The sequence below is a fragment of the Luteipulveratus mongoliensis genome, assembly GCF_001190945.1.
Taxonomy (GTDB): Bacteria; Actinomycetota; Actinomycetes; order Actinomycetales; family Dermatophilaceae; genus Luteipulveratus; species Luteipulveratus mongoliensis.
In genome coordinates, this window is record NZ_CP011112.1 from 3910214 (window position 1) to 3921022 (window position 10809).

A 10809-nucleotide genomic window follows, 5' to 3' on the forward strand; every position below is an offset into this window, starting at 1 on the left:
GAGGGGACATTCATGAGACGCGAGCCGGAGGGTTTCGCCGACTTCGTGGCGGCACGGGGACTCGCGCTCCGGCGTACGGCGATGCTGCTCACGCAGGATGCGCAGCTGGCCGAGGACCTGGTCCAGACGGCGTTGGCGAAGGCGTGGCCGCGGTGGCACAAGCTCGATGCGCCCGAGGCCTACGTGCGCAAGGTCATGGCGCATCAGTTCTATCGGGACCGCCGCCGTCGCTGGACCGGAGAGACTCCCACCCAGACGCTCCCCGAGCTCGCAACCGGTGCTGACTCGGCCGAGCGAATTGCGTTGCAGGACAGCGTTGTCCGCGCGATGGCGGCTCTTCCTCGAAAGCAACTTGCGGTGCTCGTCCTGCGCTACTTCCACGACTTCAGCGAGCAGCAGATCGCGGACTCGCTCGGCGTCAGCACGGGCACCGTGAAGTCCCACGCCTCCCGCGGACTGGCCACGCTCCGCGACTCAGATCACCTCTCGGACTCCACGGAAGGGAGCACGCGATGACCTTGTCGCCCGAGGACCTGAAGAGCTCGATGCAGTCCTACGCGGACGCGGCTCCCGATCTGCCAGCCGCGCGAACCGTCGCCGGGGTTGAGTCGAAGGTGACGCATCGACGCCACGTTCAAGGCGCGGCGGTGGCGGCTGCTGCCGCGCTCGTCATCGCTCTCGCAACCGTCTGGGGTCTGGCCGTACGCCCCGGCGGCGACTCGACGATGCCCGCAACCCCAGGCCCGCCTTCAGCGTCGCGCGGTACTGCGGCGGAGACGGGGCCTGCTCCAGGCACACTCGAGACGCGGGCCCGTACCCTTGGCCTGCCGCTCTACCAGGACGGACTCGTCCTGAAGGACATCTGGTCCGTGCCGACAACGAGGGCCAAGACGTTCGCCGCGGCGACACCACTCGAGCTGAACCGCAATGTCCGCAACGGGCGCGCCATCGCAGTCGGTTGCACGAGTCGCCAAGCCTCTGCTCACGGAGTCATGAAGCTGTACGACGCCACCGGACATGAGCTTGGAGGAGGTGACCGGACCTGCTTCCGCACGCTGGGATCCAGCTCATATGACGACGCCGCAATCACGATGTTCGTCCTTCCATCCAGCACCAAATCCGTTCGGGTGGCGCCTCCGGCTGAACTCGGACCGACTGCTGAGCTCGGCATCTATGACTATGTCCCTTGGGGCCAGTTCCCCTTTAACAAGGCCAGTTCAGTCACCCGGAAGACACGTCCACCAGTCAGCGTCACGATGTCCAGTCCCGTTGGCGGCCGCCAAAGTCACACCGCCAAGGTCACGACGTACAGCATCGCGACGATGTACCTTTCAGCCCCGCGTGGGCGATACCGCATTGAGGTCAATGGCCACGTCATCGATCCATGCAAGTCGCGCGAACCCACCACGCAGTGCCAGGGCGGAGTCCTGACGGTGTGGCAACCCGTGGAGTACATGTCGGTGGATGTCACTGAGGCGCCCGATTCTGAGGGCCAGACCCTGACGGTGAGGGTGACCCCGATCGGCCTCGACGCTCGCGCCACGTGGCGGATGGGTCTCGACCCAGGTCCGAAGTTCTGATCAGCGGACGAGGACGTGGCCGCCGAGTGTGGTGACACGGAACCAGCGGGCGGCCGTGTAGACCTGGGCGACCTCGCCGGTCAGGAAACCGAGGGCGTACGCGCCAAAGGCGACTCCCGCCGGCAGGCCGTCGGCGGCGCCCGTGAGGGGCATCGCCTGCCCCCACACCTCTTGGCGCAGGGTCTCGACGGCGACCGCACCCGAACCTTCAGGGGCGCCCTGGGCAATCTGCGAGATGCCTTCGGCCGCAACGGTGCTCAGCAGCTTGATGTCGATCTCCGCGATCGGATGCCACCCCGCACGTGGCGGCGACACGGCCGCCCAGCTGGTTCGTACGGTCATGGGCGGGACGTCGAGCGCGGTGTCGTCGTCCGCGATTCGGGCAAGGCGGTCACTGACTGCGGGCAGGGGTACGACGGAGTCGACTTCCGCCGGCTCCGCCAGCTCCAGCGCGCGCAGCCCGACGACCGTGCCCTGGCCGGTGATGCCCCGCCCACGCAGCACGCCCACCCAGGCTGCGAGCGTCGTACCACTCGCTTGGAGCCGGATCGCTCCGTCGGTGTCGAGCGCGCGGGCGCGGGTGACGTAGGTCGTGAGGTCGGCGACCGTCTCGCGGTCCGCGAGCTGAAGCGCAGTCACAGGTGGCCGACCGGACGTCGCTTGAGGGAGACGGGCTCGCCCTGGACCTTCTCGAGCAGCAGTCGGTCGTGCGCGGCGATCCGGACGGGCCGCTGCGTCTCCATGTCGAAGGCGACCTGGGTCGACTCCGCGGCCGCGTAGACCTCCGCGTCGGCGTCACGGGATGCCTGCACCTCGTAGCCGATGTCGAACGAGGCGCCGGAGATCTTGCTCACCCAGATCGCCACGACGATCGGCTCCGGGCGGTACTTCAGCTGGCGGACGTAGTCGATCTCGGTCCGGGCTATGAGCAGCTGCGGGTGGCGGGTGCGACCGTCGGACTCGCGGAACCACTCGCGCAGCGCGATGACGCGGGCCTCCTCGAGGAGGCGTACGAACTGCACATTGTTCACATGGCGCAGGGCATCCATGTCCGACCAGCGGAGGGGGACGTCGACGTAGTACGGGCGAAGCGGCATGGTCCCCATCATGACAAGACTCTCGCCGGACGCTCGCTAGAGTCCGGAGCGTGACCCCAGATGCATCCGTTCCCCTGCCGGACCCGGTCGACGATCTGATCAAGACCCTGGACCTGCAGCCCGTCGGCGAGGCGCGTATCCACGTCGACGCCGGCCCCGGCGGTGAGGAGGCCGACCTCGGTGACAGTGCGGCCGACATCTTCGTCGGGCAGAGCCAGCCGCAGCCGCACGGGCGGGTGTTCGGCGGGCAGGTCCTCGCCCAGTGCATCATCGCGGCCGGCAAGACGGTGGCGCAGGGCGAGGGCGAGACCCCCCGTTTCGTGCACTCGCTGCACGGCTACTTCCTGCGGCCCGGCGACTCGCTGCAGCCCATCAGGTTCGCGGTCGAGCGGTTGCGCGACGGTGGGTCGTTCTCGGCCCGTCGGGTTCACGCGCTGCAGCACGGGCAGGTCATCCTGTCGATGATCCTGTCCTTCCAGACGCCGGCCGAAGGTCTGGACCACCAGGCACAGATGCCGGCCGCGCCGTCGCCGGACCGCCTCCCCACGGTGGCCGACGAGCTCGGCCACATCGATCACCCCATGGCCGAGCACTGGTCCAACCGACGCGCGATCGACGTACGCCATGTCGAGGGCAGCATCTACCTCCAGGCCGGCGAGCAGGCCGCGGCCCATCAGAACGTCTGGATGCGTGCCGGGAAGCGGCTGCCCGACGACCCGCTGCTGCACGCTGCCGTGCTCGCCTACGGGTCTGACTACACACTCCTGGAGTCGATCCTGCGCAAGCATCGTCTGCCGTGGGCGGACCGTCGCATCCGCGCGGCCAGCCTCGACCACGCCATGTGGTTCCACCGGCCGGTCCGGGCAGATGAGTGGGTGCTCTACCAGCAGGAGTCGCCCTCCGCGTCCGGGGGCCGCGGCCTCGGGATGGGCAAGATGTTCTCTGCTGACGGCACTCTTGTGGCCACGGTAGCCCAGGAGGGAATGGTCCGGCTAAAGGAGTAATCCCGTTGCGCTGCAACGGCATTGGCTCTATGAAGTGAGCGCCTCGACAGCCTGCTCGGACGCCTCGATGACGATGGTGTGGAAGTCGACGATCCTGGACAGGATGGCCTCTCGCGGACCGTCATGCCACGGCGTGCTGCTGTAGAACCCGTCCTCCTGTACGTCACGCTGCTCGAGGCTGTCGAAGGCGCGGATCAGGTACGCCTCCTCATGGCCGTCCTCGGCGACCAGGGACGGGCCACCCGCCACGATGCGGATACCCCGCTCGCGAAGCAGCGGAAAGGCCTCCTCACGCATCACGCGGACGAACTCCTGCTGGGTGCCCGGATGCAGGCGGTAGGTGCGAATCTCAAGGATCACGCGGCCAGCCTAGAGTGCCGACATGAGCACGTCTCGCCCTCTCAAGGTCGTCATCGCCGGTGGATCCGGCACCCTCGGCCGGGCCCTGTCAGCCGACCTCACCTCCCGGGGACACGAGGTCGTGGTGCTGACCCGGTCGCCCCGCAGTGACGCGCCGTACCGCGAGGTCGGCTGGGACGGTCGTACGGTCGGGGCCTGGGTCGCCGAGCTGGAGGACGCGGACCGACCGGTGGCCTTGGTCAACCTCGCCGGCCGGCTCGTCGATGTCCGACCGACGCCGGCCAACATTGCCGACCTGCGGGCCTCCCGTGTCGAATCCACGCAGGCGTTGGTGACCGCCAGCCAGCAGGTGCCGCCACTGGAGCACTGGGTGCAGGCATCGACGACGGCGATCTACAGCGATGCGGGCGAGGACCGGATTACGGAGTCGTCCCCCATCCCAGATGGGCTGCCGCAGATGACCGGGGTCGCGCGACCGTGGGAGCAGGCGGTCGTCGACGCCAACAGCGCGCATCTCGTCATTCTGCGAACCTCGCTCGTCCTGGAGCGTGGATCGCCCGTGCTGGATCGGCTACTGCTGCTGACCCGGCTCGGCGCGGGCGGCAAGGTCGGCACCGGCCGCCAGTGGGTCAGCTGGATCCACATCGCCGACTGGCTGGCCGTGGTCCGGGCGGCTCTCGGGTTGGAGTCGGACGTGACGCTGCCGTCCGGACCGGTGATCGTGTCCAGCGAGCACCCCGTGCGCAACACCGAGCTCATGGCCACCCTGCGCCGAGCGACCCACCGCCGGATCGGCCTCCCGTCGCCGCCCCCACTTGTCCGCCTGGGAGCGGTCGCGCTCCGCACTGATCCGGCGCTCGGTCTCACCGGCCGGCACTGCACGTCGGATGTACTGCGCGACCTGGACTGGTCGTACGCCTATCCCACCCTGGACAAGGCTCTCGCCGACCTGCTCGGCTAGGTCTTCTACGAATTCGGTGCGAGGCCAACGCCTTTCAGTGCATCAGCGATCTCGTGGACGGCAGCCTGCGCCCCGGTCTCCGGGAGCTGCGCGTAGCCGAGGAGCAGGCCGTTGACCGGATGGCTGACGGCGTACTCACTCAGCGCGGCCACGACAATGCCTCGTGCCGCGAGCTCCTCGACGGCGTCGACGTCCGACACGGACGAGTCCTCCCAACGAACCGCGACGTGGATGCCTGCCTCCACTCCGAGCACCTCGACGTGCGGCAGGGAAGCATGCAGCGCGTCGACCAGCCGCCGGCGACGAGCGGCGTAGGTGCGCTGCGCCCGGGCCAGGTGACGAGACAGGTTGCCGCTGCTGATCATCTGCGCGAGGGCCATGGACGCCACGCGGCTCGCGTCGAGCCGGAGCGCACCTCCTGCGACGCGTACGGCATCGGCCATCCAGCCAGGCACGACTGCCCACGCGAGGCGGAGGTGCGGGGTGAGGATCTTGGAGGCCGTACCGATGTAGGCGACCCGGTCGGCGCCGCCGCTCATCGACCGGAGCGGGCCCAATGGTGTTGCGTCGTGGCGATACTCGCCGTCGAAGTCGTCCTCCACAATCACGGCATCCTCCCGATCTGCCCACCGCAGGAGCTGTTCGCGTCGTACGGCCGAGAGGCGCCCTCCCAGCGGGAACTGATGAGCCGGCGTGACGTAGGCCAGGTCCTGAGCAGACAGCGCGTCGACACAGAGGCCGCCCGCGTCCACCGGAATGAGATCGACACGAGCGACGTTCTGCTGCAACGGAATTCGAGCCAGCGGGTAACCCGGGTCCTCCATCGCCACGCGCTGCGGCTCCAGTGCGTGCACGATGGCTTGGATCGCCGCTGACACGCCAGGGAAGATGATGACCTCACGCTGCTCGACCGGGATCCCACGCGTCCGCCGCAGATGGGTGACGAGCGCCTGCTCGAGCTCTGGGTGCTGCATCGGGTGGTACCAGTCGAGGTCGGGCACCGTCTGAGATGCGGCCCTCCACGCCTGCCGCCAGTCGGCCTCGCGGATCAGCGTGACGTCCGGCGCGCCGGGCGAGAGGTTGAATCGAAGCCGTGCCGGCGGGATGCGCTGCGGACGAACCAGTCTGGGCTGCAACGGTTCTCGTTGATGCTGGGGGGCTGTGCCGACTCCCAATGACGCGGCGGCCACATCGGCCGTGACCGCGACCGCGGCTCCCGAGCCGGCCGCGACCGTGATGATGCCTGCGGCGGCGAGCGCGTCGTACGTCGTGACAACCAGCGATCGGGCAACTCCGAGGTCGCCCGCCAGGGCTCGGCTCGAGGGCAGCGGGTCACCAACGCCGAGCCGGCCCACAGCAATCTCGCCGACGATCGCCGCACCGAGGCCATCAGGGGTCGCCGCGGCCTCAGCATCGACGAGAAGGGAGCTCACGCGAGCAGTACGAGCCATGCGATCACCATAGTGGTCTGCATGAACTCGACTAACTGGCCGTGCGTTCAAGCCGGAAATCAGGTGCGATGGACACCATGCTCATGACGACTCCCCTGTCTCCGGTCACTCTCACCGGTCACTTGGTTCGCCTCGAACCCCTTTCTCACGACCACCATGACGGCCTGGTCGATGCAGTCAACGACGGTGACATGTCGGACCGCTGGTACACCTCGATCCCCCGTCCCGAGGACATGGCCGCCGAGATTGACAAGCGAATCGCGTTGCAGGACAAGGGAGAGATGCTTCCGTTCACCGCGATCCGCCAGGCCGACGATGTCGTACTCGGGATGACGACCTACTACGACATCGACCCCGAGGTGCCGCGACTCGAGATCGGCTACACCTGGAACCGGCAGTCAGCGCACGGCACCGGCTCGAACCCGGAGTCGAAGCTGCTGCTGCTGGAGCACGCCTTCGACACGCTCGGCTGTGAGTGCGTCGGCTTGCGAACCCAGTGGGTCAACCTGCAGTCCCGCCAGGCCATCGAACGACTGGGCGCCAAGCAGGACGGCGTGCTTCGGGCCAACCGGCGTTACCGCAACGGGGCGCTGCTCGACGCGGTGCTCTTCTCGATTTTGCGGGCGGAGTGGCCGACCGTGCGAGCCAACCTCGAGCACCGCTTGCGCCACCGCATCCCGGCGCCCGTCCAGGCATGAGGGGACGCATTCCCCGCACCACCCCGCCCAAACGTGCACTTCCCGGGGTGAGATGACCAGTCATCTCACCCCGGGAAGTGACCCTATGAGCGGGGTAGTCGTCGGCGGTCAGGCTCAGTCGCGGGTGAGGCGGCGGTGGGTCACGCGGTGCGGCCGCGCGGCGTCCGCACCGAGCCGCTCGACCTTGTTCTCCTCGTACGCCTCAAAGTTGCCCTCGTACCAGTACCACTGGGACGGGTTCTCCTCCGTGCCCTCGTAAGCCAGGATGTGCGTCGCGACCCGATCCAGGAACCACCGGTCGTGGCTGATGACCACCGCGCATCCGGGGAACTCCAGCAGTGCGTTCTCCAGCGAACCAAGCGTCTCGACGTCCAGGTCGTTGGTGGGCTCATCGAGCAGCAGCAGGTTGCCGCCCTGCTTGAGGGTGAGCGCGAGGTTGAGGCGGTTGCGCTCTCCACCGGACAGCACGCCGGCCTTCTTCTGCTGGTCCGGACCCTTGAAGCCGAACTGCGAGACGTAGGCACGCGAGGGGATCTCGACATGGCCGACCTTGATGTAGTCGAGGCCGTCGGAGACGACCTCGAACAGGGTCTTCTCGGAGTCGATACCGCCACGGCTCTGGTCGACGTAACTGATGTTGACCGTCTCGCCGACCTTGACCTCGCCGCCGTCCGCGTCCTCCAGGCCGACGATGGTCTTGAAGAGCGTCGTCTTGCCCACACCGTTGGGGCCGATGACGCCGACGATGCCGTTGCGCGGCAGCGTGAACGACAAGCCCTCGATGAGGACCCGGTCGCCGAAGCCCTTCTTGAGGTTCTTGACCTCGATGACCTGAGCACCCAGACGCGGGCCTGGCGGAATCTGGATCTCTTCGAAGTCCAGCTTCTTGGTGCGGTCGGCCTCAGCAGCCATCTCCTCATAACGCGCCAGGCGCGCCTTGGACTTGGTCTGGCGAGCCTTGGCGTTGGAGCGAACCCACTCCAGCTCCGTCTTCAGGCGCTTGGCGAGCTTGGCGTCCTTCTTGCCCTGGACGGTGAGGCGCTCCTGCTTCTTCTCCAGGTAGGTGGAGTAGTTGCCCTCGTACGGGTAGAGCCGGCCGCGGTCGACCTCACAGATCCACTGCGCGACGTGGTCCAGGAAGTACCGATCGTGCGTCACGGCGAGGACGGCGCCCTTGTAGGCAGCCAGGTGCTGCTCGAGCCACAGGACCGACTCGGCGTCGAGGTGGTTGGTCGGCTCATCGAGCAGCAGCAGGTCGGGCTTGGCCAGCAGCAGCTTGCACAGCGCAACGCGACGACGCTCACCACCGGACAGCACGGTCACGTCCGCGTCACCCGGCGGGCAGCGCAGCGCATCCATGGCCTGCTCGAGCTGGGAGTCGAGGTCCCAGGCGTCGGCGTTGTCGATCTTCTCCTGGAGCTTGCCCATCTCTTCCATGAGCGCGTCGAAGTCGGCGTCCGGCTGAGCCATCTCTTCGGAGATCGCGTTGAACCTGTCCAGGTCGGTCTTGATCTGGCCCAGGCCCTCCTCGACGTTGCCGCGAACGTCCTTCTCCTCGTTCAGCGGCGGCTCCTGCAGCAGGATGCCGACGTCGTAGCCGTCGGACAGCCGGGCCTCGCCGTTGGAGGGCTGGTCAAGGCCGGCCATGATCTTCAGGATGGTGGACTTGCCCGCACCGTTGGGACCCAGGACGCCGATCTTGGCTCCAGGGAAGAACGACATGCTCACGTCATCGAGGATGACCTTGTCGCCGACGGCTTTGCGGGCCTTGGTCATGGTGTAGATGAACTCGGCCATGCGGGGAAGGCTATCTGTGGCCATGGCGCCCCGCCGAATCGAGGTGGCCGGCGGGGCCGCCCCGGCCCGTCTCAGGAGGCCTTCGGAGTGACGTCGACGTAGTCCCGCTCCTCGTCGTACGACGTCCGCTCCTCCTCCTGCGCGGTGTCCGCGCCACTCATCGGCGCGGTCATCGGGTCCTCGGTCGAGGACGGCGGAGTCGAGCCGGACCAGGCGGCGGCAGACCACCCACGGCCGCCCTCGGCGGCGGTCACGTCGTCGTCGATGCCGTCCAGCGTCGGCCGCGACACCCGCGCAAACGAGGCCCGGCCGGCTCGCAGGTCGTGACCGACGTGCTCGGCGGTGATCTCGATCGACCGCTGGCTCTCGCCGTGCTGACCGGTGTACTCGCGGACGCGCAGGTCACCGGAGACCACCACCGGCTCGCCCTTGCGAATGCAGTTGAGCACGTTGATGCCCAGCGCGTTGAACGCCGCGACGCTGTAGAAGCTGGCCTCTCGATCGAGCCACACACCCGTGTCCGGGTCCTTCTTCCTGCCGTTGACCGCGATCCGGAAGGACGCGAAGGGCTCGCCCTTGCGGGTCGGACGCATCTCGGGATCCGCCACCACGTTGCCCACGATCGTCACCTGGGTCTTGATCATCTCTCGCACCTCTCTGGCGATGTCCCGTCGCTCGACGGGTTCGTCCCGATCCTGCGGCGAGCCTGCGCGACCGGCCCAGGACGTACGCCCGCGCTGTGGATCGTCGAGACCTCGCCTTAGGGGTTGTGGACAGCCAAATCCCTTGGCTACCAGCAGGTTCAGCGCACTACGTTGGAACGATGATGACTCCGCCGCGCCCCTCGCATGGTGACCACGTCGCGGTCCTCTCACCGGCAGCGGCGCTCCCGGCCAAGCTGCCTGCGCCGTTCGACCTCGGCCTGCAGCGGATGCGCGACGAGCTCGGCCTGGTGCCCGTCGAGTACCCCACCACGCGCCAGTGGGGCGCGAGCCCAGCCGATCGCGCCGCCGACATCAACGCCGCCTTTGCCGACCCGACCATCTCGGCGATCCTCACCAGCATCGGCGGGAACGACCAGATCAAGGTGCTTCCTCACCTGGACGCGGACCTGATCCGGGCCAACCCCAAGCCGTTCTACGGGCTCAGCGACAACACCAACCTCTGCGTCTTCCTCGACGGGCTCGGCATCGTCTCCTACTACGGCGGCACCGTGATGACCGTGCTCGGCCGCTACGGCTCTACCAGCCCGCACAGCATGGAAGCCCTGCGCGCCGCACTGTTCGAAGGCGGCTGGTACGACCTACGCCCCGCTGACGGCTGGACGGACATGGGCAAGGACTGGGCAGAGCCGAAGCACCTCGAAGAAGAGCCGGAGCTGTTCCCTGGCACAGGCTGGCAGTGGCATGGCGCCAACCAGCAGGTCGAAGGGCGCCTGTGGGGTGGCTGCTTCGAGATCATCGACTGGCAGATCCGAACCGCACGCTGGCTCCGCCCCGACGAGGACTACGACGGGCGCGTGCTGTTCCTGGAGACCTCCGAGGAGATGCCCAGCGACGCCTATGTCTACGAGGTGCTCATGTGTCTCGGCGAGCGCGGGCTGCTGCAGCGCTTCAGCGCGCTGCTGATGGGTCGCGCCAAGGCCTGGGAGATCGGTCGACAGACGACGCCGAACGAGCGCACGGCGTACGTCGAGGCACAGCACGCGGCGGTGCTACGGGCCATGAGCGAGTACTCCCCCGACGTCCCGGTCGTGCTCGATGTCGACTTCGGCCACACCGACCCACAGCTCGTCATGCCGTACGGCGGCCGCTGCCGTATCGATCCGGGCGCCGGCACCATCGCCGTGGAGTACTGAGAC

12 protein-coding genes are annotated in these 10809 nt (G+C 67.8%); 6 read left to right on the forward strand and 6 right to left on the reverse strand.

From position 1 onward, the window contains the following. Positions 1-12: 12 nt before the first annotated feature. Together VV02_RS18545 and VV02_RS18550 are read left to right on the forward strand one after the other, a co-directional pair. Positions 13-516, forward strand: a complete 504-nt coding sequence (locus VV02_RS18545; protein WP_052593903.1) for a SigE family RNA polymerase sigma factor — start codon at positions 13-15, stop codon at positions 514-516. Next, positions 513-1580, forward strand: a complete 1068-nt coding sequence (locus VV02_RS18550; RefSeq protein WP_052593905.1) for a hypothetical protein — start codon at positions 513-515, stop codon at positions 1578-1580. Before VV02_RS18545 ends, VV02_RS18550 begins: the two co-directional genes overlap by 4 nt. Here the strand turns inward: VV02_RS18550 and VV02_RS18555 are convergent, their stop codons facing one another. Together VV02_RS18555 and VV02_RS18560 are read right to left on the reverse strand one after the other, a co-directional pair. Beyond that, positions 1581-2219 carry a DUF8185 domain-containing protein gene (locus VV02_RS18555; protein ID WP_052593907.1) on the reverse strand — a complete coding sequence of 213 codons (639 nt, stop codon included), beginning with the start codon at positions 2217-2219 and terminating at the stop codon, positions 1581-1583. Further along, positions 2216-2677 carry an acyl-CoA thioesterase gene (locus tag VV02_RS18560; protein WP_052593909.1) on the reverse strand — a complete coding sequence of 154 codons (462 nt, stop codon included), beginning with the start codon at positions 2675-2677 and terminating at the stop codon, positions 2216-2218. The genes VV02_RS18555 and VV02_RS18560 overlap by 4 nt, the downstream gene beginning before the upstream one ends. 50 nt (positions 2678-2727) lie before the next feature. Between VV02_RS18560 and VV02_RS18565 the strand changes: the two genes are divergently transcribed. Then, entirely contained in the window at positions 2728-3681 is a 954-nt protein-coding gene (locus tag VV02_RS18565; protein WP_052593911.1) for an acyl-CoA thioesterase, read from the forward strand. 27 nt (positions 3682-3708) lie between these two features. Here VV02_RS18565 and VV02_RS18570 read toward each other — a convergent pair whose 3' ends face one another. Next, positions 3709-4041, reverse strand: a complete 333-nt coding sequence (locus VV02_RS18570) for an NIPSNAP family protein (RefSeq protein WP_052593913.1) — start codon at positions 4039-4041, stop codon at positions 3709-3711. Between the two features lie 22 nt (positions 4042-4063). Here VV02_RS18570 and VV02_RS18575 point away from each other — a divergent pair, with 22 nt between their 5' ends. Next, positions 4064-5002: an epimerase gene (locus VV02_RS18575; protein WP_052593914.1), complete on the forward strand. Its 939-nt coding sequence runs from the start codon at positions 4064-4066 to the stop codon at positions 5000-5002. Between the two features lie 5 nt (positions 5003-5007). On the opposite strand, the gene pdxR is transcribed toward VV02_RS18575, so the two are convergent. Next, positions 5008-6453 (reverse strand): MocR-like pyridoxine biosynthesis transcription factor PdxR, encoded by a 1446-nt coding sequence (pdxR, locus tag VV02_RS18580; RefSeq protein WP_052593916.1) that lies wholly within the window; start codon positions 6451-6453, stop codon positions 5008-5010. A 77-nt stretch (positions 6454-6530) separates the two neighbouring features. Here pdxR and VV02_RS18585 point away from each other — a divergent pair, with 77 nt between their 5' ends. After that, positions 6531-7151 (forward strand): GNAT family N-acetyltransferase, encoded by a 621-nt coding sequence (locus VV02_RS18585; RefSeq protein WP_052597246.1) that lies wholly within the window; start codon positions 6531-6533, stop codon positions 7149-7151. Positions 7152-7265: 114 nt separating this feature from the next. Here the strand turns inward: VV02_RS18585 and ettA are convergent, their stop codons facing one another. Both ettA and VV02_RS18595 read right to left on the reverse strand, forming a co-directional pair. After that, entirely contained in the window at positions 7266-8948 is a 1683-nt protein-coding gene (gene ettA / locus VV02_RS18590; protein WP_052593918.1) for an energy-dependent translational throttle protein EttA, read from the reverse strand. Between the two features lie 71 nt (positions 8949-9019). Then, on the reverse strand, positions 9020-9592 hold the full coding sequence (locus VV02_RS18595; RefSeq protein ID WP_052593920.1) for a single-stranded DNA-binding protein: 573 nt from the start codon (positions 9590-9592) through the stop codon (positions 9020-9022). A gap of 179 nt (positions 9593-9771) precedes the next feature. Between VV02_RS18595 and VV02_RS18600 the strand changes: the two genes are divergently transcribed. Then, positions 9772-10806 carry a S66 family peptidase gene (locus VV02_RS18600; RefSeq protein ID WP_218917441.1) on the forward strand — a complete coding sequence of 345 codons (1035 nt, stop codon included), beginning with the start codon at positions 9772-9774 and terminating at the stop codon, positions 10804-10806. Positions 10807-10809: the final 3 nt, after the last annotated feature.

Bases quoted from the DNA above. Each gene is read 5' to 3' on its own strand.
- VV02_RS18545 (WP_052593903.1), top strand. From the start codon at position 13: ATGAGACGCGAGCCGGAGGGTTTCGCCGACTTCGTGGCGGCACGGGGA.
- VV02_RS18550 (WP_052593905.1), top strand. From the start codon at position 513: ATGACCTTGTCGCCCGAGGACCTGAAGAGCTCGATGCAGTCCTACGCG.
- VV02_RS18560 (WP_052593909.1), bottom strand. From the start codon at position 2,677: ATGCCGCTTCGCCCGTACTACGTCGACGTCCCCCTCCGCTGGTCGGAC.
- VV02_RS18575 (WP_052593914.1), top strand. From the start codon at position 4,064: ATGAGCACGTCTCGCCCTCTCAAGGTCGTCATCGCCGGTGGATCCGGC.
- pdxR (WP_052593916.1), bottom strand. From the start codon at position 6,453: ATGGCTCGTACTGCTCGCGTGAGCTCCCTTCTCGTCGATGCTGAGGCC.
- VV02_RS18585 (WP_052597246.1), top strand. From the start codon at position 6,531: ATGCTCATGACGACTCCCCTGTCTCCGGTCACTCTCACCGGTCACTTG.
- ettA (WP_052593918.1), bottom strand. From the start codon at position 8,948: ATGGCCGAGTTCATCTACACCATGACCAAGGCCCGCAAAGCCGTCGGC.
- VV02_RS18595 (WP_052593920.1), bottom strand. From the start codon at position 9,592: ATGATCAAGACCCAGGTGACGATCGTGGGCAACGTGGTGGCGGATCCC.
- VV02_RS18600 (WP_218917441.1), top strand. From the start codon at position 9,772: ATGATGACTCCGCCGCGCCCCTCGCATGGTGACCACGTCGCGGTCCTC.